This is a genomic window from Rhizobium sp. CB3090 (genome assembly GCF_029714285.1).
In the GTDB taxonomy this organism is placed as follows: Bacteria; Pseudomonadota; Alphaproteobacteria; order Rhizobiales; family Rhizobiaceae; genus Rhizobium.
The window spans coordinates 2,660,270-2,682,999 of record NZ_CP121662.1; the positions used below are offsets into that span (position 1 = coordinate 2,660,270).

17 protein-coding genes are annotated in these 22,730 nt (G+C 60.9%); 10 read left to right on the forward strand and 7 right to left on the reverse strand.

Translation table 11 applies throughout. The annotated features are described in order from the left end of the window. On the forward strand, positions 1 to 459 hold the full coding sequence (locus tag QA646_RS12885) for an NfeD family protein (protein WP_283055831.1): 459 nt from the start codon (positions 1 to 3) through the stop codon (positions 457 to 459). Here the strand turns inward: QA646_RS12885 and QA646_RS12890 are convergent, their stop codons facing one another. Continuing rightward, positions 460 to 1,455, reverse strand: a complete 996-nt coding sequence (locus QA646_RS12890) for a KpsF/GutQ family sugar-phosphate isomerase (RefSeq protein WP_283055832.1) — start codon at positions 1,453 to 1,455, stop codon at positions 460 to 462. It lies immediately after the preceding gene. A 196-nt stretch (positions 1,456 to 1,651) separates the two neighbouring features. On the opposite strand from QA646_RS12890, the gene QA646_RS12895 reads away from it, so the two are divergent. Next, positions 1,652 to 3,175 (forward strand): outer membrane beta-barrel protein, encoded by a 1,524-nt coding sequence (locus QA646_RS12895; RefSeq protein ID WP_283055833.1) that lies wholly within the window; start codon positions 1,652 to 1,654, stop codon positions 3,173 to 3,175. A 53-nt stretch (positions 3,176 to 3,228) separates the two neighbouring features. Here QA646_RS12895 and galU read toward each other — a convergent pair whose 3' ends face one another. Continuing rightward, entirely contained in the window at positions 3,229 to 4,119 is an 891-nt protein-coding gene (gene galU, locus QA646_RS12900; protein ID WP_283055834.1) for a UTP--glucose-1-phosphate uridylyltransferase GalU, read from the reverse strand. Positions 4,120 to 4,324: 205 nt separating this feature from the next. Here galU and QA646_RS12905 point away from each other — a divergent pair, with 205 nt between their 5' ends. The 3 genes from QA646_RS12905 to QA646_RS12915 all read left to right on the forward strand — a co-directional run bounded on the left by QA646_RS12905 (position 4,325) and on the right by QA646_RS12915 (position 7,942). Continuing rightward, positions 4,325 to 5,548, forward strand: coding sequence for a lytic murein transglycosylase (locus tag QA646_RS12905; protein ID WP_283055835.1), 1,224 nt, complete (start codon positions 4,325 to 4,327; stop codon positions 5,546 to 5,548). Positions 5,549 to 5,635: 87 nt separating this feature from the next. After that, on the forward strand, positions 5,636 to 6,820 hold the full coding sequence (locus tag QA646_RS12910; RefSeq protein ID WP_283055836.1) for a DUF459 domain-containing protein: 1,185 nt from the start codon (positions 5,636 to 5,638) through the stop codon (positions 6,818 to 6,820). A gap of 36 nt (positions 6,821 to 6,856) precedes the next feature. After that, entirely contained in the window at positions 6,857 to 7,942 is a 1,086-nt protein-coding gene (locus QA646_RS12915) for a serine hydrolase (protein WP_283055837.1), read from the forward strand. 53 nt (positions 7,943 to 7,995) lie between these two features. Here the strand turns inward: QA646_RS12915 and QA646_RS12920 are convergent, their stop codons facing one another. After that, positions 7,996 to 9,450, reverse strand: a complete 1,455-nt coding sequence (locus tag QA646_RS12920; RefSeq protein WP_283055838.1) for a glutamate synthase subunit beta — start codon at positions 9,448 to 9,450, stop codon at positions 7,996 to 7,998. Between the two features lie 178 nt (positions 9,451 to 9,628). Then, positions 9,629 to 14,368: a glutamate synthase large subunit gene (gene gltB, locus QA646_RS12925; RefSeq protein WP_283055839.1), complete on the reverse strand. Its 4,740-nt coding sequence runs from the start codon at positions 14,366 to 14,368 to the stop codon at positions 9,629 to 9,631. 567 nt (positions 14,369 to 14,935) lie between these two features. On the opposite strand from gltB, the gene QA646_RS12930 reads away from it, so the two are divergent. Continuing rightward, positions 14,936 to 15,982: a low specificity L-threonine aldolase gene (locus QA646_RS12930; RefSeq protein WP_283055840.1), complete on the forward strand. Its 1,047-nt coding sequence runs from the start codon at positions 14,936 to 14,938 to the stop codon at positions 15,980 to 15,982. Between the two features lie 412 nt (positions 15,983 to 16,394). Here the strand turns inward: QA646_RS12930 and QA646_RS12935 are convergent, their stop codons facing one another. Continuing rightward, a complete protein-coding gene (locus QA646_RS12935; RefSeq protein WP_283055841.1) occupies positions 16,395 to 17,255 on the reverse strand; it encodes a LysR family transcriptional regulator in 861 nt (286 codons plus the stop codon). Positions 17,256 to 17,359: 104 nt separating this feature from the next. Here QA646_RS12935 and QA646_RS12940 point away from each other — a divergent pair, with 104 nt between their 5' ends. Further along, positions 17,360 to 18,394 carry a bile acid:sodium symporter family protein gene (locus tag QA646_RS12940; RefSeq protein WP_283055842.1) on the forward strand — a complete coding sequence of 345 codons (1,035 nt, stop codon included), beginning with the start codon at positions 17,360 to 17,362 and terminating at the stop codon, positions 18,392 to 18,394. A gap of 105 nt (positions 18,395 to 18,499) precedes the next feature. Here the strand turns inward: QA646_RS12940 and QA646_RS12945 are convergent, their stop codons facing one another. Together QA646_RS12945 and QA646_RS12950 are read right to left on the reverse strand one after the other, a co-directional pair. Beyond that, complete coding sequence (locus QA646_RS12945) at positions 18,500 to 18,964, reverse strand: Hsp20 family protein (RefSeq protein WP_283055843.1); 465 nt, start codon at positions 18,962 to 18,964, stop codon at positions 18,500 to 18,502. A gap of 354 nt (positions 18,965 to 19,318) precedes the next feature. Further along, positions 19,319 to 19,735, reverse strand: coding sequence for a DUF2000 domain-containing protein (locus QA646_RS12950; protein WP_283055844.1), 417 nt, complete (start codon positions 19,733 to 19,735; stop codon positions 19,319 to 19,321). A 131-nt stretch (positions 19,736 to 19,866) separates the two neighbouring features. On the opposite strand from QA646_RS12950, the gene QA646_RS12955 reads away from it, so the two are divergent. From QA646_RS12955 to QA646_RS12965, 3 genes are all read left to right on the forward strand, one after another. After that, positions 19,867 to 20,346, forward strand: a complete 480-nt coding sequence (locus QA646_RS12955; RefSeq protein ID WP_283055845.1) for an Lrp/AsnC family transcriptional regulator — start codon at positions 19,867 to 19,869, stop codon at positions 20,344 to 20,346. Positions 20,347 to 20,494: 148 nt separating this feature from the next. After that, positions 20,495 to 21,562, forward strand: coding sequence for a cyclic nucleotide-gated ion channel (locus QA646_RS12960; protein WP_283055846.1), 1,068 nt, complete (start codon positions 20,495 to 20,497; stop codon positions 21,560 to 21,562). A gap of 91 nt (positions 21,563 to 21,653) precedes the next feature. Further along, on the forward strand, positions 21,654 to 22,628 hold the full coding sequence (locus QA646_RS12965) for an alpha/beta hydrolase (protein ID WP_283055847.1): 975 nt from the start codon (positions 21,654 to 21,656) through the stop codon (positions 22,626 to 22,628). Positions 22,629 to 22,730 lie beyond the last annotated feature (102 nt).

Here is a 22,730-nt window from a genome sequence, read left to right on the forward strand (position 1 = left end):
ATGCTCGAGAATCTCATTGGCGAACTTGGGCCGTGGAGTTGGTGGGTAGCCGGGTTCGTACTTCTGGCTGCCGAACTCATCGCGCCCGGTTTCTTCCTGGTCTGGATCGGTCTTGCCGCCATCATTGTCGGCGCGCTCTCTCTGGCATTTTGGGACAGCGCCTTCTGGATCTGGCAGGTGCAACTGCTGATCTTCGCGGCGTCCGCAGTCATCGTCACCCTGCTCGGCCGCCGTTATGTCTATAACAACAACCAGATAACGGATGAGCCTTTCCTCAACCAACGCGGCGCAAGCCTGGTCGGCCGCACGGCAACGCTCAATGAGCCGATCACGGAAGGCCGCGGTCGGATCCGTCTCGACGATACCTATTGGACGGTGATGGGGCCGGACCTGCCGGCCGGAACCCGCGTCAAGGTCGTTTTCAGCAACGGGCGTGATCTGACCGTCGAAACGGCCTGATCAGGCGACGCCGATCCGCAGCAGATCGTGGAAATGGACGATGCCGACAGGCCGCCGCGCATCGTCGACGACGATCAGCGCCGAGATATTATGACGGTTCAGCAATGCCATCGCACCGGTCGCCAGCGTCGTTTCCTTGACCGTCTTCGGATTACGGGTCATCACCTCGTCGACCCGCATTTCCGCAAGGCTGCTGCCGAGATTGCGGGCAATATCGCCATCGGTAACGATGCCACACAAGCAGCCATCGTCATCGATCACGCCGACGCAGCCGAAACGCATTTTCGACAGCGTCATCGCCGCTTCCGGCATGCCGGTGCCAAGGCCAACCAGAGGCACGCGGTCGCCCTTGTGCATGATATCTGCGACGTGCGAGAGGCTGGCGCCCAGCTTGCCGCCCGGATGGAAAGTGCGGAAATCCTCCGCCGTGAAACCACGCGCCTCCAAGAGCGCTACGGTAAGCGCATCGCCGATAGCAAGTTGCAGCAGCGTCGATGTCGTCGGCGCCAGCCCGTGCGGGCAAGCCTCCTGCTCCTTGGGCAACAGCAGAATTACATCCGACTCGCGCGCAAGCGTCGAGGTCTCGCCGGCGGTGATGGCGATCATCGGGATCGAGAAGCGGCGGGAATAGCTGATGATGCCGCGCAACTCGGCGCTCTCGCCGCTCCAGGACATGGCGATGATGACATCGTCCTGCGTGATCATGCCGAGATCGCCGTGATTGGCTTCGACCGGATGCACGAAGAAAGCCGGTGTTCCCGTGGAAGCCAGACTTGCGGCGAGCTTGTTGCCGATATGGCCGCTCTTACCGACGCCGGTAATGACAACACGGCCGCTGATATCGCCGATGATCTCCACCGCGCGGCTGAAGGGCTCGGCCAGACCATTGGTCAGCGCGCGTTCCAGCGCCTCCATGCCCAGTCTCTCGGTCTCGATCGTTCGCATCGCGGATTCGATCGCACCGTTCTCGATGAGTCTTACAGCTCTCTTATTCATGAGCGAGGCCTAACGCTTTTCTTTATTTCTGTCCACCCGCGATCGATTTTGTTCAGCGCGAGATGGCGTGTCGCCTCACCAACGCAAGTCCGTCACCGTGACTCCTTGTAGTCGGACGGCAAGGAAGTGTTAACCATGGGCCTTTACGCTTGAGTAAGGATTTAAAGCATTTCGAGTAAGGTCAGACATAGATCAAATGAACATCGGCAAGAACAAGGCGGGTGGTGGCTCCCTCCGGCTGACGGCATGCGCTGCATCCGCTCTGCTGGGCTGGGCTGCGCTCGCCATGCCGATGTCGGTTCTGGCGCAATCGCTTGACAGCAACCAGAGCTCCAGTGCCAATTCGCCGACAGCATCGGCGGGCACGGACAGTTTCGATCTGCCCGGTTCGGACACGACGGCATCCTCCAAATCCACGGCGGCAAACGCCGCGAATCAGGCGGCAACGGACGCAGATACCCCGTCCGCCACTCGCCTCCGGCTCGGCGTAGATCCGATGACGACGGGCTCCACGCTGGATAACGATCTGCGCCGCGTCAATCTGCGCGAGACCAGTGTCGATGAGCTGAAGGCGCGGCAGCACCCGGATCGAGAGGACGTGCAGGGCATACCGCTCGGCACCTTCACCTTGCGCCCTTCCGTCAACCAGTCCGTCAATGTCGAGCGCAACCGCACCGGCTCGACCAATGACGACCGCAGCTTCCTGCAAACCGATCTGCGCAGCACGTTGACGTCGGATTGGGACCGCCATGCCCTGACCGTTACCGGCGAGGGCGTCTGGCAGAAAAACCTGAGCGGCACCGGCGCCGAACAGCCGAATGTCAACCTCAACGCCGATCTGCGCCTTGATCTGCCCGCCGACACCACGGCGCATATCACCGCCGGCTATCAGTTCTTCCGCGAAGATACCAGCGATCCCAACGCCATTGCCGGCGCCTCAAAGCAGTCGGCCGTCAACCAATTCAACGCCGGCGCGTCGCTTGAGCGTGATTTCGGCCTGCTGCGCGGCACGACTGCCGTAGGCCTGACCCGCACCGTCTATTCCGACGCCACCCTGTCGGATGGAACAAAGGTGACACTCAGCGATCGCAATCAAACCGCCGGCACATGGCGCGGACGAATCGGCTATGAGCTCTCGCCTGTCCTCGTCCCCTTCCTGGAAGCCGATCTCGGCCGCACCTTCTACGACCAGTCGCACGACAGCAACGGCTACGCCCGCTCGAACCAGAGCTACGGCGGCAAGGCGGGCGTCGAGCTCGACCTCGGCGACAAGATGAAGGGCGAACTCGGTTTTGGCTATCAGCATACGGAATTCGACGATTCGCGGCTCGCTTCGATCGATTCGCCGACCGTCGACGGCAATCTCGCCTGGTCGCCGCAGCGCGGCACCAATGTCAGCGTCGGCCTTTCGACAACCGTTCAACCCTCGACCACGGCGGGCGAAAGCGGCTACACCGCCTATCAGTTGACGAGCACATTGAGTCAGGAACTGCGCGACGATCTCACCGCCAAGGTGACGGGCGGCACCATCTGGCGCGTCTATCCTTCCGGCAGCACCATCTCCGACGAAACTGAATACGACGCCGCGCTCGGCCTCACCTGGGGCATCAACCGCTATCTCGATCTGACGAGCAACGTCGGCTACCAACTGACATCGCGAAAGACGGGCGATGATACGCGGCAGCTCCAGGCGGGCGTGGGATTGACGGTGAAGAGGTAATCCCAGTCGCTCCCTCACCCCGCATGAGCGGGGTGAGGGTACTTTTGATCTTTCTACGACTTCAGCGCCTCGACCAGCGCCTTGAACCCGTCCTCGATGGTCGGACGGATGTCGGCGCGGGCGAGTGCGAAGGCGACGTTGGCGAGGATGAAGCCATCCTTGGCGCCACAGTCGAAAGTCTGGCCACGGAAGTGATAGCCGGCGAAATCCTGCTGCCGGGCGAGCTTCAGCATGCCGTCCGTCAACTGGATCTCGTTGCCCGCACCACGCTCCTGGCTCTCCAGGATGTGGAAAATCTCCGGCTGCAGGATGTAGCGGCCGTTGATGAAGAAGTTCGACGGAGCTGTGCCCTTGGCCGGTTTTTCCACCATTTCGGTGATGCGGAAGCCACTGCCGATCGTCTCGCCGACACCGACGATACCGTATTTGTGGGTCTGATCCGGGGCGCATTCCTCGACGGCGATAACGTTGCCGCCGCTATGCTCATAAAGCTCGATCATGCCCTTCATGCAGCCCTTTTCGGCACGCATGACCATATCGGGCAGCAGCAGCGCGAAAGGCTCGTCGCCGACGATTTCGCGAGCGCACCAGACGGCGTGACCGAGACCGAGCGGCTCCTGCTGGCGCGTGAAGCTCGCCGTGCCCGCCTTCGGCAGCAGGCCGTTCAGCAGCGACAGCTCGGCATTCTTGTTACGCTGGCGCAACGTATGCTCGAGTTCGAACTGAATATCGAAATAGTCCTCGATGACATGCTTGCTGCGGCCGGTCACGAACACGAAATGCTCGATGCCGGCTTCCATCGCCTCATCGACGACGTACTGGATCACCGGCTTGTCCACGACGGTCAGCATCTCCTTCGGCACCGCCTTGGTCGCCGGCAAGAACCGCGTCCCAAGTCCGGCGACCGGAAATACTGCCTTACGCACCTTTTTATGCTGTCCCACTCATACCTCCTGGGGAATTGAGTCGCTTTAGCGCCAAGCTATTCGAAGGGTCAGTAGTATAAATTTGCTACTGTTTTGCAAATGATGACTGACCCCGGCTTCCATGGTAAAGAATTTGTTGACTTCGTTCCTGTAGTTTCACGCATGGGCGAATGCCACGGGCATTGCCGCACCGAAATCCAAGTATTGATGGACACGGCTGTTGATGACCCCAAACCGCAAATACTCCCTTCGTGGTCTCGCCCTGGCGCTCGCGCTCGGTGCCTTTGCGGGACTAACTCCCATTAACGCCAACGCGGACCCTGGGTTCCAGAAATGGATCGCGGGCTTCTACGATACCGCAGCGAAAAGCGGCATCACGCAGTCAACCTATCGCAAAGCATTTGCCGGCGTGACGGACCCTGACCCGACGGTCCTCGAAAAAGCGCAGTACCAACCGGAATTCAAATCCCAGATCTGGGATTATCTGGATTCCCGCGTCAATCCCTATACCGTTGATATTGGCCGGAAGATGGCGGCCAAATACGGTTCCACACTCCGTTCCCTTGAACAGCATTTCGGCGTGGACCGCAATATCATCCTGGCCATCTGGTCGATGGAATCGAATTACGGCGCCGTGCTCGCCAAAGACGAGAAGCTGCATTACGTGCCGCGTGCGTTGGCGACCCTCGCCTATGCCGATCCGAAGCGCGCCGGCTACGCCAAGAAGCAGTTGATCGCGGCGCTGAAAATCCTGCAGAGCGGCGACGTACCGCGCGATGAGCTCAACGGCTCCTGGGCCGGCGCCATGGGCCATACGCAATTCATCCCGACCAGCTACCTGCTCTATGCGGTCGACGCCGATGGCAGCGGCCATGCCGATATCTGGAACTCCATCCCCGACGCGCTGGCAACGACTGCCAATCTGCTGGCCAAGAACGGCTGGAGCACCGGCCGCACCTGGGGCTACGAAGTGACCGTACCGCCGGGTGGCGCGGCGCAGGCCGGCAAGACCCGCACGATTGCGCAATGGGCTGCCATGGGTTTCGTGCGCCCCAACGGCAAGGGTTTTCGCCTGACCTCCGACCGCGCGCAACTGAAGATGCCGGGCGGACCTAACGGTCCCGGTTTCCTGATGGCCGGCAACTTCTTCACCATCAAGCGCTACAATGCCTCCGACAGCTACGCGCTCGCGGTGGGCCTGCTCGCCGATCAGATCGCCGGCTATGGCGGCATGCAACAATCCTGGCCGCGCCCGAGCGGCACGCTGGATGTGAAGCAGAAATTCGAGCTGCAGACCCGACTGAAGGAGCTCGGCTACTACGACGGTGCCGTCGACGGCAATTTCGGTTCCGGCTCCAAGGCGGCCATTGCCGCCGTTCAGCAGCGATTCGGCATGAGCGCCGACGGGGAACCGTCGATGAACCTGTTGAACGCCCTGCGCAAATAGGCCGCCGCGGTCGCAATGGGTCTTGGATTCTCTGGACGGCGGCGCCGCTTTCATGCGACCATGACGCAGCGAGCGGAAGAGAGCCCGATGAAAAACCGACCAGTCCGCGCGGCAATGACTGCTGCGAAAGCGATCCTTACGGCGCTTCTTGCGGCATGCTTCGCGTTCCTCTGTCTGTTGACTGCGGCCGAAGCGCAGGAGCGGCCGCGCAAGACATTGCTCGATATGCTGTTCGGCAATTCGGAGCCTGATCTTCCCGAGCAGCAGCCCGCGCCGAGACGCACTATGCGGCCGCACAAGCGGACCGCTCCGCCGCCGCGCCAAGTGGTAACCCAGCCGGATACGCCGCCGGAGGTCCAGAAACTGCCTGATGCCAAGACGATCCTCGTCGTTGGCGATTTTTTGGCGGGCGGCCTCGGCGACGGGCTGGACGATGCCTTTTCCGCCTCACCCGGCGTCGTCGTGCAGACGCGCAGCACCATCGCCTCCGGCCTCGTGCGCCAGGACTATTACAACTGGCCGCAACAACTGCCCACTATGATGGATCAATTGAAACCGGCCATGGTCGTCGTCATGATCGGCGCCAACGACCGCCAGCAGATGACGGGTGACGGGCTCAATGAAAAATTCGGCACAGACCCATGGTACCTCGCCTATGAGGAGCGCGTGCAGCAGTTCGGCAAGCTGGTGACAAGCCGCCATATCCCCCTGCTCTGGGTCGGCCTGCCACCCTTCGGCTCAAGCCAAATGACGGCCGATGCCGTGAAGCTCAACCAACTGTACCAAAGTCAGGTCGAAAGTATCGGCGGCGAGTTCATCGATATCTGGGACGGCTTCACCGACGAGAACGGCGCGTTCATCGTCACCGGCTCAGACATCAACGGCCAGCAAGTGCGGCTTAGAACCGCCGACGGCATCAATCTCACGGCAGCAGGAAAACGCAAGGTCGCCTTCTACGTCGAAAAACCGACGCGCCGGCTTCTCGGCGATCAGGCGAGTCCAGATATCACCCGCCTCGACACCGGCAACCAACTGCCGGCCGAACAGGTCAATCTGCCGCCGGGGGAGATGGACAAGATCACCCGTACGCAGCCCGTAAGCCTCTCCGATCCCAATCTCGACGGCGGCGCGCAGCTTCTCGGCGGTGCCCCCGCCCGCGCCTCCGTCACCGAGTCCCCTCGCGACCTCCTGGTCGAAAAAGGCCAGATGGCCCCGGCACCGACCGGACGCGTTGACGACTATCGGCTGCCGACGGCGACAACTGCTCCATAGCCGTCACCGGATACCAACAAAACGAGGGCAATTCGCATGCTGGAATCGCACGAAGACCTTGGCCTGCCAGAAGTATCTGCAGACGGATGGGCGATATCTGTTCCTGAGAATCATGGTTTCGATGCGGATAGATTGCGAGGCATCGGCCCACATTTCGAGGCATGGACAGCGGCAAATGCCCACGCCATCATAGTCGCCCGCCACGGCAAACTGGTCTACGAGCGGTATTTCGCCGGGGAAGATAGAGCATGGGCGGTTCCGCTTGGCCGCGTGGCGTACCATGCGGGCCTCAGGCACGATCTTCGTTCAATCACCAAAAGCATCACCTCCATTCTCGTCGGCATCGCTATCGAAAATGGATGGATCGCGGACCTCGACCTGCCGGTTTTCTACTTCTTTCCTGATCACGCCGATCTGCGCACGCCGGAAAAAGATAGGATAACGCTTCGTCATCTGCTCACCATGTCCGCTGGTTTTGCCTGGAGCGAGGAGCTCCCCTACAGCAATCCAGCCAACAGCGCGCGCCGGATGATGGAAGCCGCTGACCTGCACCGATACGTTCTTGAACAGCCGGTCGCTGAGCCGACGGGCGCTGTGTACAACTATAACGGCGGATTGACCGCCCTGCTCGGCGCCATTCTGCACAGGGCATCGGGACGACCGCCGGATCAGTTCGCCAAGGAATATCTCTTCGATCCTCTTGGCATCAATGACGTGGAATGGGTTCGCTACCCGAACGGAACACCCAATGTTACGTCCGGCTTGCGCATGCGGTCACGCGACGTCGCCAAGATCGGTCAGCTTGTGTTGAACAGAGGCGGTTGGAACAACACCAGGATTCTTTCATCGGCCTGGATCGATCAGGCTACCTCACCGCAAATCCAGGGAGAGGGCCTGTACTTCTATGGGTTCCAATGGTGGCTCGGACGCTCGCTGATCGATCGGCAGGAGATTAGCTGGACTGCGGGTGTTGGTTGGGGTGGACAAAGACTCTATGTCATTCCGAGCCTGGACATCACAGCCGTCGTGTTGGCAGGATTATATGACAATCCCATGCTGCAACCGGCCGTAGGAGATGCCCTACTCCGGCGTTTCCTGCTTCCTGCCGTAACGAACCGCTAAAAGAAAAGGCTCCGCCGAAGCAGAGCCTTTGACCTTCGATAATGCCGAAGCTTTTACCGCGGCAGCACCGTCGAGCCCATCAGGGCCTCGTCGATCGCGCGGGCGGCCTGGCGGCCTTCGCGGATGGCCCAGACGACCAGGGACTGGCCGCGGCGGACGTCGCCGGCGGTCCAGAGCTTGTCGACCGAGGTCTTGTAGTCCTTGTCGTCGGCGACAACGTTGGTCGAGCCGCGCTTGTCGGTGTTGAGCGTCAGCTTGCCGTCGAGTTCCTTCAGCACGCTATCGGTGAATGGGCCGCGGAAGCCGATGGCGATGAATGCGAGGTCGGCGCGGATGACGAATTCCGTCCCGGCGATCGGCTTGCGGCGCTCATCGACTTCGCAGCACTTCACGCCGGTCAGCACACCGTCTTCGCCGATGAATTCAAGCGTTGCCACCTGGAATTCGCGCACAGCACCCTCGGCCTGGGAGGAGGAGGTGCGCATCTTCGTCGCCCAGAAGGGCCAGACGGCGAGCTTGTCTTCCTTTTCCGGCGGCTGCGGGCGGATGTCGAGCTGGGTCACCTTGACCGCACCCTGGCGGAAAGCGGTGCCGACGCAGTCGGATGCGGTGTCGCCACCACCGACGACGACGATATGCTTGCCGCCAGCGAGGATCGGATCGGACGGCCAGCCGATGCTGTCGATATTTTCGCGGCCGATGCGGCGGTTCTGCTGCACGAGATAGGGCATGGCGTCATGGACGCCGGCAAGCGTCGTGCCCGGAATGCCGGCTTCACGCGGGGTTTCCGAGCCGCCGCAGTAAAGAACCGCGTCATAGTCAGCCAGAAGCTCCTCGACTTTGACGTCCACGCCGACGTTGACGCCGCAATGGAAGGTCACGCCTTCGCCCTTCATCTGCTCGACGCGGCGATCGATGAAGTTCTTCTCCATCTTGAAGTCCGGAATGCCATAGCGCAGCAGCCCGCCGGGCTTCGTCTCGCGCTCGTAGACATGGACGTCATGGCCGGCGCGGCCAAGCTGCTGCGCCGCCGCCATCCCGGCAGGGCCGGAGCCGATGACGGCGACCTTCTTGCCCGTATGGACGGTTGCCGGCTGCGGCCGGATGAAACCGAGCTCATAGGCCTTATCGGCGATGGCCTGTTCGACCGTCTTGATCGCAACTGGAGCATCCTCGAGATTCAGCGTGCAGGCTTCTTCGCAAGGCGCAGGGCAGACGCGGCCGGTGAATTCCGGGAAGTTGTTGGTCGAGTGCAGGTTGCGGATCGCCTCTTCCCAGTTGTTGTTGTAGACGAGGTCGTTCCAGTCCGGAATCTGGTTGTGAACCGGGCAGCCGGTCGGGCCGTGGCAATAAGGAATGCCACAGTCCATGCAACGCGCGGCCTGTTTCTGGACTTCCTGGTCCGACATGGGGATCGTGAATTCGCGGAAATGCCGGATGCGATCAGACGCCGGCTGATACTTGCCAACCTGCCGGTCGATTTCCAAAAAGCCTGTTACCTTGCCCATGCTTTCGTTTCCTTACTCAAAATAGAGGAGCCGATGGCTCCCGTGCCTGAAGGCAAATCCCGCTGCCCTGTCCGGCACTGTAATTCAAATCCGATTCCGCTTTTCGACAGTTGCGATCACCACTCCGGCGATCGCAATCGGACGCGAAATCCTCGAAGGGAAGACGAGCTGCAGCGGATCACTCCGCCGCTACGCCCATCCGACTACGCTCCATCTCTTCCAGCGCACGACGGTATTCGACCGGCATGACCTTGCGGAATTTCGGGCGGTAGTCGGCCCAGTGATCGAGGATTTCCTTTGCCCGCGTCGAGCCGGTGTAATGGAAATGGTTCGAAATCAACTGGTAGAGGCGCTCTTCGTCGTGGCGCGTCATGTCACCGGAAACGTCGACGCGTCCCTTGTGCATGAGGTCGCCGCCGTGATGATGCAGCTTCTCCAGCAATTCATCCTCTTCCGGAACCGGCTCCAACTCGACCATCGCCATGTTGCAGCGACGGGCAAAATCACCCTTCTCATCGAGCACGTAAGCAACGCCGCCCGACATGCCGGCTGCGAAGTTGCGGCCGGTTTCGCCGAGTACGACGACGACGCCGCCTGTCATGTATTCGCAGCCATGGTCACCCACGCCTTCGACGACGGTGATGGCGCCGGAATTGCGCACCGCGAAACGCTCGCCGGCGACGCCACGGAAGTAGCATTCGCCTTCGGTCGCGCCATAAAGCACGGTGTTGCCAACGATGATCGAATGTTCGGCTGATATCTTCGAGTTCTCCGGCGGGCGGATGATGATGCGGCCACCCGAAAGACCCTTGCCGACATAGTCGTTGCCGTCGCCGATGAGGTTGAACGTGACGCCCCGCGCCAGGAACGCGCCGAAGGACTGGCCGGCGGTGCCTCTCAACGTGACGTTGATCGTGTCATCCTTCAGGCCACGGTGACCATAGCGCTTGGCAACAGCCCCGGATAGCATCGCACCGGCCGAACGGTCGACGTTCTTGATGTCGACTTCGAAGGCGACCGGCGTCTTGCTGGCAAGCGCCGGCTCCGCCTTCTCGATCAGCTTGCGGTCGAGAATGTCGACGATCGGGTGCTTCTGCACGGTCGTCCAATAGGTCTCTTCCTTCGGCGCCTCGACCTTGTGGAAGATGCGGCTGAAGTCGAGCCCCTTGGCCTTCCAATGGGCGAGCATGTCGTCCTTCTCAAGCAGTTCCGAAGCGCCGATGATGTCGTCCAGCTTGGCGACGCCGAGCGAGGCGAGGATTTCGCGCACTTCCTCCGCAACGAAGAAGAAGTAGTTGATGACATGCTCCGGCGTGCCCTTGAAGCGCTTGCGCAGGACCGGATCCTGCGTCGCGACGCCGACCGGACAGGTGTTGAGATGGCACTTGCGCATCATGACGCAGCCGGCCGCAATCAGCGGCGCTGTAGCAAAGCCGAATTCGTCCGCACCGAGCAGCGCGCCGACGATGACGTCGCGGCCGGTCTTCAGGCCACCATCCACCTGCAGGGCGACGCGTGAACGCAACCCGTTCAGCACCAGCGTCTGCTGCGTTTCGGCAAGGCCGATTTCCCAAGGCGAACCTGCATGCTTCAGCGAAGTGAGCGGCGATGCGCCGGTGCCGCCGTCGAAGCCGGCAACGGTGATGTGATCGGCGCGCGCCTTGGCGACGCCGGCGGCGACGGTGCCGACGCCGACTTCCGAGACGAGCTTGACCGAGACATCCGACGTCGGGTTGACGTTCTTCAGGTCGAAGATGAGCTGCGCCAGATCTTCGATCGAGTAGATGTCATGGTGCGGCGGCGGCGAGATCAGGCCGACACCCGGCGTCGAATGCCGGGTCTTGGCGACGGTGGCGTCGACCTTGTGGCCGGGCAACTGGCCGCCTTCGCCGGGCTTGGCACCCTGCGCGACCTTGATCTGCAACACATCGGCATTGACCAGGTATTCGGTGGTCACACCAAAGCGCCCAGAGGCAATCTGCTTGATGGCCGAGCGTTCCGGGTTCGGCGAACCGTCGAAGAGCGGCATGTAGCGGTCGGATTCCTCGCCGCCTTCGCCGGTGTTCGACTTGCCGCCGATGCGGTTCATGGCGATTGCCAGCGTCGTATGCGCCTCACGGCTGATGGAGCCAAAGGACATGGCGCCCGTCGAGAAACGCTTGACGATATCGGCTGCCGGCTCGACTTCGTCGACCGAGATCGGCTTACGGCTGAGCGCTTCCGCGCCCTTGATCTTGAAGAGGCCGCGGATGGTGTTCATCCGGAGCGCCGACTGGTTGACCATCTCCGAGAACTCGCGATAGCGGTCCTCGGCATTGCCGCGCACGGCATGCTGAAGAGCGGCGACGGCATCCGGCGTCCAGGCGTGGCTTTCACCGCGCATGCGGTAGGCATATTCGCCGCCGATCTCGAGCGTGCTTGCCAGGATCGGGTCACGGCCGAAGGCCGACTTGTGACGGGCGACGGTTTCCTCGGCGATAGTTTCGAGGCCGATGCCTTCGATCATCGTCGCGGTGCCGAAGAAATATTGATCGACCAGTTCCTGCCGCAGGCCGATCGCATCGAAGATCTGAGCGCCGCAATAGGACTGATAGGTCGAGATGCCCATCTTCGACATGACCTTGAGGATGCCTTTGCCGACCGCCTTGATATAGCGGTAGACGACTTCGCTCGCGTCCACTTCCTTCGGGAATTCACCGCGCTGATGCATGTCGAGCAGCGTGTCGAAGGCGAGATAGGGGTTGATGGCCTCTGCACCATAGCCGGCCAGCAGGCAGAAATGGTGCACTTCACGCGGCTCGCCGGTTTCAACGACGATGCCGACCGATGTGCGCAGCCCCTTGCGGATCAGATGATGGTGGACGGCCGCAGTCGCCAGCAGCGCCGGGATCGCGATGCGGTCCGGGCCGATCTGGCGGTCGGAGAGCACGATGATGTTGTAGCCGCCGCGAACGGCAGCTTCAGCCCGCTCGCAGAGACGGTCGAGCATTTCTGGCATGCCTTCGGCGCCGCGTTCGACATCATAGGTGAAATCGAGCGTCTTGGTGTCGAAGCGGTCTTCCGTATGGCCGATCGAGCGGATCTTTTCGAGGTCGCCGTTGGTCAGGATCGGCTGACGCACTTCCAGCCGCTTGGCGTTGGCCATGCCGGTATGGTCGAGCAGGTTCGGGCGCGGGCCGATGAAGGAGACGAGGCTCATCACCAGCTCTTCGCGGATCGGGTCGATCGGCGGGTTGGTGACCTGCGCGAAGTTCTGCTTGAAATAGGTGTATAGCAGCTTCGGCTTGTCGGACATGGCCGAGATCGGCGTATCCGTGCCCATGGAGCCGATCGCCTCCTGCCCCGTCGTCGCCATCGGCGACATCAGGATCTTGGTGTCTTCCAGCGTATAGCCGAAAGCCTGCTGGCGATCGAGCAGCGACACGTCACGGCGCAGCGCCCGCGGCTCAACCGGCTTCAAGTCCTCGAGGATAAGCTGCGTGCGGTCGAGCCAGTTCCGATAGGGATGCTTGGTCGCAAGCTCCGACTTCACCTCGTCGTCGGAGATGATCCGGCCCTTTTCCATGTCGATCAGCAGCATCTTGCCCGGCTGCAGGCGCCACTTCTGAATGATCTTTTCTTCCTCGACCGGCAGAACGCCGGCCTCGGACGCCATGATGACGCGATCGTCGCTGGTGACGAGATAGCGGGCCGGGCGCAGGCCGTTACGGTCGAGCGTCGCACCGATCTGCTTGCCATCGGTGAAGGCGACCGCAGCCGGGCCATCCCACGGCTCCATCAGGGCGGCATGATATTCGTAAAACGCCTTGCGTTCCGGCGCCATCAACTGGTTGCCGGCCCAGGCCTCGGGGATCAGCATCATGACGGCATGCGCCATGGAATAGCCGCCGCGCACGAGGAATTCGAGCGCGTTGTCGAAGCAGGCAGTATCCGACTGGCCTTCGTAGGAAATCGGCCAGAGCTTGGAGATATCCTCGCCGAACAGCGGTGAAGACACCGATGCCTGGCGGGCCGCCATCCAGTTGACGTTGCCGCGCAGCGTGTTGATTTCGCCGTTATGGGCAACCATGCGATAGGGATGCGCCAGCTTCCACGACGGAAACGTGTTGGTCGAAAAGCGCTGATGCACAAGCGCAACCGCCGATTCGAAACGCGGATCGGAGAGGTCCTTGTAATAGGCGCCGACCTGATAGGCGAGGAACATGCCTTTGTAGACCACGGTCGAGTTCGACAGCGAGACCGGGTAGAAGTTGCTCTCTTCGCCGTCATATTCCGCATAGATGCGGTTAGAGATCACCTTGCGCAGCGTGAACAGGCGGCGCTCGAATTCCTCATGCGTGCCGGCGTCGCGGCCGGCGCCGATGAAGACCTGCACATGATGCGGCTCGGTGACGGCGATGTCAGGCGCCTTGGAGAGCGAGGAGTTATCGACCGGCACGTCGCGGAAGCCGAGCAGAACCTGGCCTTCCTCGGCGACGACCTGCTTGATGGCCGTCTTGAAATGCTCGATCAGCGCCTCGTCGCGCGGCATGAAGAAATGGCCGACGCCGTATTCTCCTGCCTTCGGCAGGACGACGCCCTGTGCGGCCATCTCCTCACGGAAGAAACGGTCGGGAATCTGCACCAGAATGCCGGCGCCATCGCCCATCAGCGGATCGGCGCCGACAGCGCCGCGATGCGTCAGGTTTTCCAGAATAAACAGACCGTCGCGCACGATCTGGTGCGACTTCTGGCCCTTCATATGCGCGACAAAACCAACGCCGCAGGCATCATGTTCATTGCGCGGATCATAAAGGCCCTGTTTCGGCGGGATGCCCCCCGAGGTCAAACGATCGGCGCGTTTCGACGTATTGACCGTAGCGGCAGCCTTTGCTGCTGCGATGTGGCCAAAAGTCATGGACGGCGTCCTGTTCGTCATCGTTTTCCCTCCGGTAAGGCCCGCATCGCGGGCGATCCTTCGTCCCGCGCCGCCCCGTTATCGGGTCCGACGCGCGACAGCGCTGTTGCATTGTGAAGATCGGCCGCAGACCATGACCCCTTGGTGGAGCCCGTCGTCAGCGTTCCGCGCCTTGCTTATTCCACCGCCGCTCCACATGGTTGCCTGTCGGCTTCCCTGGGACATGCTCGCAGTAACTATAGCTCGAAATCCCGATATCGTCAGGACCCTCTAGCGCATCTTCGGCCTTGGCGGCCAAAATAGGACAGCAACCCTGTCCTAATTCATCAGCTCTATGCCAGAAAGTGATGGGCTTCGCAAGAGCAAAACGGCAAATTATCGCTAACTTGCGACGGAAGATTGCCAATGCTTCAAAATTCGAGCAAGAAAGTTTCACTGCGCCGCATCATTTTGTTTGTTGATTGCGCAGATCAATTTCTGTGATCTGTCTTTCAGCATCGCGCTCTTGATCCCCTGCGACATTGGATTAATGTCCGGCGAACCTGCTAACCCTCCCCGCAATCCCGTTGATTCAATTGGTGCATATCCATGTTCTTTGCTTCCGATAATTGGGCCGGCGCCCATCCCAAGATCGCCCAGCGTCTTCTCGCCGAATCCGGCGGTTTTGCCGCAGCCTACGGCACCAGCGATCTCGATCGGAAGATTGAAGCCAAGTTCGCCGAGATCTTCGAGCGTGATGTCGCCGTCTTCTTCGTCGCGACCGGCACCGCCGCCAATTCGCTGTCGCTCGCGAGTGTCCAGAAGCCAGGTGGCATCAGCTTCTGCCACGCGGAGGCGCATGTGGCCGAGGACGAATGCGGGGCGCCGGATTTCTTCAGCGGAGCGCGGCTGGCGACGGTCGAGGGTGCAGCCGGCAAAATCGATGTGAAAGCACTTGCCACCAAGATCGCCCGCTTCCCGCAGGACGCCCTCCATCACGGCCGGGCCGCCGCAGTGACCATCACCCAGGCGACGGAGATCGGCACGGTCTATTCGCTCGCTGAAATTGACGCCATCGCTTCCGTCTGCAAAGCGAACGGCCTGCCGCTGCATATGGATGGCGCCCGTTTCGCCAATGCGCTGGTCGCGCTTGGCGTCAACCCGGCGGAAATGACCTGGAAGCGTGGGGTCGACATACTTTCCTTCGGCGGCACCAAGAACGGCTGCTGGTGCGCAGAAGCAATCGTCTTTTTCAATCCGGCGCAGGCGAAGGAGATGCATTTCGTCCGAAAACGCGCCGCCCAGCTTTTCTCCAAGTCACGTTTCATCGCCGCCCAGTTCGACGGCTACTTCGAGGGCGGTCTCTGGCTCGACCTTGCCCGCCATTCCAACCGCATGGCCGATCGTCTTCGCTCCGGCATCGAACAGGCCGCCACCGCACGCCTCGCCTGGCCTACGGCTTCGAACGAAGTCTTTGCGATCATTTCGAAATCGGCCGCCAAGACCGCCGAGGACAAGGGTGCAAAGTTCTACGAATGGCCGATCCCGGAATCGCAGCCCGGACTGGTGAAAAGGGACGAGACTCTGATCCGCCTCGTCACCAGCTTCGCCACGACCGACGACGATGTCACCGGCTTCCTGGCTTGCCTCGCCTGATTTTTGGGTAAAAAGGAGCGCCGTAGCTGTCCCATCGGGGCGCACGCGGCGCTCAGCACCTCATTTGGAGGTCAATTCTGACTTGGGTGCACGAATAGCGCGGAGTGTGAAACGCCTTGGCCGGGTTGGCCGGGCATGTGGCGGGTTATGACCGTCATCGCCATCACGCAGGCGACCAGTCCGCAGATAAACATCGCACCATATTTCATCGGGCTGATTTTCCTCGACTCAGCTCGTTCAGTTACTTCGACAATACTAACGAAAGCTGACGCGAACCTGAATGGGTGAATCAAGAGGGCAAGACACGCAAAAGGAGAGACGGCAGCCAGCAAAGGGATTTCAATGAGCCCTTCGACCTTATCCCGATGATTCAAAATGAATTTCAAGATTAGGATGCGGCGGCTCACATACGTCAGGCAGCAGATCTCAGTCCCCGCACCTTCGACAGAATATCCTCCGACAAGGCACTGACCAGCAACTGATCCGCTCCCTTGCGCGGCACCAACACGAATTCGACATCCTCCAATGCCGGCAGCCAGCCAGGCGCAATTTCCGATAGCCCCGTCGGTACCATGCTGCGGGGCTGAACGAGGACGCCCATGCCGGCCCGCGCCGCCGCGGTCAAGCCGCTGAGGCTGCCGCAGGTACAGACGATGCGCCAGGGCACCTGCTGACGACGCAGCGCTTCAAGGGCGGCTGCGCGGGTAATGCTGGGAGGGGGAAAGGCGATCAACGGCAAAGGCGCCGCAAGCTTTCGAATGCGATCCGGATCACGCGCCAGCCAGACCAGCGGCTCGCGATAGACGAGCTTTCCTCTGGCGTCGCCGAGACGACGTTTGGCAAGAACGAGGTCGAGGTCGCCATTGTCCTGCATCTCATAGAGCGTGCCGCTGAGGGCGACCGTCAATTCGAGATCGACGGAGGGATGCGAGCGAACAAATTCCTCCAGCACATCCGGCAACCGGCTGGTAACGAAATCCTCCGAGACGCCGAGCCGCAGATTGCCCCGTAGGCTGTTGCCGGCAAAGAGCTGCTGCACCTCCCCCTCGATCGACAGCATCTGCCGGGCATGGCCGAGCAGCGCCTCGCCGTCGCCCGTCAACACCACCCGATGCGTGTCGCGCGCCAGAAGCTTGCGGCCGAGCGTGGTCTCCAGCCGCTGGATATGTTGGCTGACCGTGGACTGGCCGAGGCCGAGCCGTTCGGCCGCGAGTGTGAAACTGCCCATCTGCTCGACGGCGACGAAACTGCGCAATTGCGTGAGATCAAGCATGGAATTCATCCTGAATCACGATAACTGTTATTCCTTGCATCGTGGATCACGATAGGTCTATGTGCAAGAACTAATCTTATGAAATTGCTATTGGGGTTGGCACGATGCGCCGCTTTCTTCCAGACACTTTCACCACCCTGCTGGTGCTCACCGTGCTCGCGGCATCCTTCTTCCCGGTGCAGGGGACGAGCGCCCATTACTTCGGCATCGCCACCAATTTTGCCATCGGCCTGCTGTTCTTCCTGCACGGCGCGCGCCTGTCGCGGGATGTCGTCATCGCCGGCCTCCTGCATTGGCGGCTGCATTTGATCATACTGCTGGCCACCTTCGGCATTTTCCCGCTCCTGGCTCTCGCCATGGGCGTGCTGGTGCCGACCATCCTGCCGCAGGCGCTTTACACGGGCATCCTATTCCTCAGCGTGCTGCCCTCGACGGTGCAGTCCTCGATCGCCTTCACCTCGATTGCCGGCGGCAATGTGCCGGCCGCGATCTGCGCCGCGTCGGCCTCCAACATCTTCGGCATGTTCCTGACGCCCCTGCTCGTCGGTGTGCTCTTCTCGGTCGGCGGCCATGGCGGTGGATTCTCCTGGGACGTGCTGGAGCAGATCATGCTGCAACTGCTTGCGCCCTTCATCGCCGGCCAGATCCTGCAGCCGTGGATCGGCAATTGGATACGTTCGAAGAAGACCATCCTGATGCCGGTCGACCGGGGCTCGATCCTGATGGTCGTCTATTCGGCCTTCAGCGAGGCCGTCGTCGAGGGATTGTGGCACACCTTCTCGTTGGTCGATATCGCCACCGTCATCGTCGCCAACATCGTGCTGCTGGCACTGGTGCTCTGCATCACCATGTTCGGCAGCCGTGCACTCGGCTTCTCTCGTGCCGACGAGATCACCATCACCTTCTGCGGTTCGAAGAAGTCGCTTGCAAGCGGCGTCCCGATGGCCAACGTCATCTTCGCCGGCCAGGGGATCGGCGCCATCGTCCTGCCACTGATGCTGTTCCACCAGATCCAGCTCATGGCCTGTGCCGTCATCGCCCAGAAATATGCGGATGCCGCCAAAAGGCGCGAAGCGGCCAAGGCCGAAGCAGAGACGGGAGGCGCGCCGAAACCGAACGGAGCCTCGAATGCAGCGTAACGGTCGCTCCGACTATTGCCCATACGAAAGGCGGCGCCCCAACGGAGCGCCGCCTTGCTTTTGTGATCTGGGAGGATCGGTCTTCTGGCTATGGGTTGAAGCCCGTTAGTTGATATGGGCCTCGATTGCCTTCGGGGTCTCGACCGGCTCGGCGGTTATGGAGATACGGCGGGGCTTCATGGCTTCGGGAATGTTGCGCAACAGATCGATGTGCAGCAGACCATTCTTCAGCGAAGCCGCCTGGACCTCGACATGATCGGCAAGCTGGAAGCGGCGTTCGAAGGCGCGCTTGGCGATACCGCGATAGAGATATTCGCTGGCCTCGGCCGGCTGCTCACTCTTTTCACCCTTGACGTGGAGAACATGGGCGCGAGCCTCAATGCTCAGTTCCTTTTCATCGAAACCGGCAACGGCCATGGTGATGCGATAGGTGTTCTCACCGGTGCGCTCGATGTTGTAGGGCGGATAGGCCTGCGCCTGATCCGGCTGCGTAAGGCTGTCGAGCATGGGGAAAAGACGGTCGAAACCGACGGTGGAACGGTAAAGGGGAGAGAAATCTACGTGACGCATGTTGTCCTCCTGTGAGCGACGATTGCGATTCAGTTTTGCCCCATTGACCCCGCTCTGGGCGGCCTCGGGGCGGTTCGCGAGCCCGTTTGGCACCCGCAGAATGGAGATGGTGATCGCTTTTCGGCAGTTCAAGACCCCTGACGCCATCTCTCGAATTTCAAGAACAATGCCGGGTGAACCGCAGATGAACGACCGGTTCGGCGCTCGTTCAGGCTGCGGGGACTACCAATGACGTCATCGGATACATTCACTGTCCGATGACTGAAGTGTATCGTCCCTTCTTCTTCAGTCCTTGCTAGGCCGGCGACGCGGAACTCTCTATCTCCGCAAGCCGGTCTTTTTTCTTTTTAGTCGCTAGCGCAGCAATTTCAGCGAGCCGGTCAGCGATTTCACCCATTTCGAAGGCCCTGCTATTCCCAAGCCGTCAACCGTCTCACCGGCGAGATCGCGATCCGGAAACGTCGCCTCATACTCCCTATAGTCGTGCAGCGAGCGAGCGAAAGCGGGAAAAGGAACGACCGCGCGGTCGTCCTGCCCCGGCAAGGCCTTCAGCAATAGGGATGTGATTGTCTCCGCATCCGCCTGCAGCACCGGAACGGGCATGTTCGAACTGATGTCGATGATGCGTCCCTCCCTGTCAATCAAATGCTGCGCCGCAAGCGTGGGAAACCTCGCACCCAACCCGATCGAGATCGCGCCAACGGTATTGGCGATCAGCCCAAGCGGGAGTGCGGGATTGACGACGATGGCGAGACGGATATCGGGAAGCATGGAGACCTACTGCTGTTGAGACTATGCGCTCAGAAGATATCTCCGATATCAGGGGAAATCTTGCCTTTCATTGCCGCTTATGACGCTTTTATGGTAAGTCCTACCAGATTTTTCTGAACGTAAGGTTGAATATGCCCGACACCCTTGAACCCATCGATTTGCGAATCCTCGGAGCGCTTCAGAAGGACGGGCGGCTGACGAATCAGGCGCTTTCCTCCGAAGTCGGGCTCTCGACGTCGCCGTGTTGGCGGCGCGTGCGACAGTTGGAGGAAACAGGCGTGATTCAAGGCTATGCCGCCACCCTGGACAGGCGCCAGATCGGCCTTGGCGTCCTCGCCTTCGTCAGGGTGAAGATCGACAGCCACAGCGAGGCCGAGGCCGAGGAATTCTCGCGCGACGTGCTGAAGCTGAGCGAAGTCGTGGCGTGTTACAGTATCGCCGGAGACGCGGATTTCCTGTTGCAGGTCGTTGCTACAGACCTCGACAGCTACGCGGATTTCGCTATGGCCGTGGTGCGCCGATTGCCGCGCATCAAGGAGATGCAGACAACCTTCGTGCTGAAGGAAATCAAGCCTTTCAAGGGTTTTCCGCTGGATGTCGGGCAGCGATAACGGCCTTAGACGTGGATGCCGGGCGACAGAAGGCAGCCACAAATTTCACTCGGCCAGGACTTGGTTGCTGTGCATGTCCGGCCAGCCCTTTACGTTTGGATCGAAGCCATCCTATTCTAGAAGAGTGGTTGCCCACCTGGGGTATTGAATGTCGGCACTGCCTTTCTCGAAGATTTCTGAGCCGCTTAACGCGCTGCTCGTTGCCATCGGTCTTTTGACCGTGGCTGCCCTCACGACGCCGGAGATAACCGGACAGACCAGGTTCATTCTGGAAATCCTGCTTGCCGGCATCTGGGCTGCCTACGTCCTGCAACTGATCGAAACGCTGATCGTGCATCGGACAAGAGCCGTTCGCGACAGAGTGCCGGAAATCGCCGTCGATGTGCTCGCCGTTCTGATACCGATGGCTGCGTTCCTGTTTATCGGCGGGCGCGACCAAAGTCTTTATTGTGCGATCTGGCTTTTGAAGCCGCTGCGCGGTTCGACCTTCTTTCGCCTGCTGGGCAGGGTCCTGAGCAAAGAGGCACGGAATCTGCTCGGCGTGACTTCGATCTTCGGCATCGTTCTGTTCGCCGCGGCGCTCGCAGCCTATCTCATCGAGCGCAACGTCCAGCCTGACAAGTTCGGCAGCATTCCCCTGGCGATGTGGTGGGCGGTGGTTACGCTGTCGACCACCGGCTATGGTGACGAGATTCCGCAAAGCTTCGCCGGCCGCATTCTTGCCGGGCTGGTCATGATGAGCGGAATCGGCATCTTTGCCCTTTGGGCCGGCATCCTCGCCACCGGCTTCTACGAAGAGGTTCGCCGTCAGGACTTCGTGCGCAATTGGCAATTGGTTGCGGCCGTGCCGCTGTTCCAGAAGCTTGGCTCTGCCGCACTCATCGAGATCGTACGGGCGCTGCGGCCGCGCATCGTCCCGGCCGGTTCCGTCATCTGCCGCAAGGGTGACACGGGCGACCAGATGTTCTTCATCGTTGAAGGCCGCGTCACCGTCGCGACACCGCATCCGGTGGAGCTTGGCTCCGGCAGTTTCTTCGGCGAGATGGCGCTGATCAGCGGCGAACCTCGCTCCGCGACCGTCAGCGCCGCCACCGAGGTCTCACTACTCTCGCTTTATTCGGCGGATTTTCAGATGCTGTCCAGCAGTAGCCCGGAGATCGCGGAGATCATCCGCAAAACCGCGCTCGAACGACGCGGTGAGACACCAAAGGCTTGATGGACCGACCCGCCAACAAACCAGTTGCAATTCCCTACGCCTGCGCTATCCCCTTAAGGAGGACATCCCTTCAGCGGGGCGCGACATCGTCATGGATTCGATCCTCTATTCCACACCAGACAATCCGGTGCCGGAAAACCGCACCGAAGGGTTCTTCGAGACATTTGACGGGCGCAGGCTGCGCTATGCCGTCTTCCGCTGCGAACAGCCGGTCGCCAAGGGCACCGTGGTTCTGCTGCAGGGCCGCAATGAGTTCATCGAGAAATATTTCGAGACGATCCGCGATCTGACCGCCAAGGGGCTGTGGGTCGCAACCTTCGATCTGCGCGGCCAGGGCGACTCCGAGCGGCTGTTGAAGGACCCGCTGCGTGGACATGTCCGACGCTTTTCCGATTATGAGCGCGACCTGACCGCTTTCCTCGACAAGATCGTACTGCCGGATACGCGCCTGCCGTTCTTCCTGCTGGCGCACTCGACCGGTGCGCTGATCGCACTGTCAGCGGCGCCGCGGCTTGCGAGCCGGATCGAGCGCATGGTGCTGTCGGCGCCCTTTGTCGGGCTCACAGGCCTGGACGTATCGCCCGGTCTTGTCCGCTTTCTCTCCGGCACGGTCTGCGCGCTTGGCCTTGGCCGAATGCAATTCAGCAAAAGAATCAAGGAAAAACCCTTCCCGGAAAACCCGCTGACCACGGACGAACGCCGTTATCGGCGCAACATCGCCATAGCAACGGCCTATCCGCAGCTCACCCTCGGGCCGCCGACGACGCGCTGGCTGCTGGAAGCATTTCGCACGATCGATCGCGTCAATACGCCCGATCATCTCTTCTCCATTCCCATCCCGACAGTGCTGATCGCGCCGACCCGCGACGGCGTCGTGCCCTATGCCGACCAGGAACGATTGTCGCGCTATTTCCGCGCAGCTCAGTTCGTGCCCGTCCACGGCGCGAAACATGAGATTCTTCAGGAGCGGGACGTCTATCGCAACGCCGCACTCGCCGCCATCAACGCCTTCATCCCCGGCAGCGATGCCGAGGCGAATACGGATATGGCGGGAGTCGGGATTTAATGCATGTCGCGCAAAAATGTGCAGCGGTTTTGCGAAAACGACATGCAAAAACAAAGCTCGTAGGAGCGAATCTGAAAGATCGCGACGAGCTTTAGAGTGCGA